Annotated in this window: 1 protein-coding gene; it reads right to left on the reverse strand. The window is 68.4% G+C overall.

Annotated features, from left to right (window positions below; all coding sequences use genetic code 11):
• Window positions 1-263: methyltransferase (locus NDO48_RS29295; RefSeq protein WP_267322930.1), on the reverse strand; the 263-nt coding region annotated here is incomplete at both ends.

Raw genomic sequence — 263 nt, forward strand, 5'->3', positions numbered from 1 at the left:
GTTGTAGCAACAGGGTGCGACCGCCAGCTGCTCGCAGCCCTTGCGGCTGGCAAGCTGCAGCAGCCGCACGTGCAGCTCGCCACAGGCGTGCAGGGCTACCGGCGTGTGCTCCGCGAGCAGGCGTTCGCTGCAGTCCGGCGCGAGCACGTCTTGCTGCAGGTGCGCTGCGTTCAGTCGCAGTCGTGCGCTCATCGCTTGGCCCGATTCGACCAGGGCCGGGTCGTATTCCAGGCAGGTCAGTTGCTGACCGCCGTGGCTCAGCC

Origin of the sequence: Aminobacter sp. MET-1, assembly GCF_026521175.1 — a bacterium.
GTDB lineage: Bacteria > Pseudomonadota > Alphaproteobacteria > Rhizobiales > Rhizobiaceae > Aminobacter.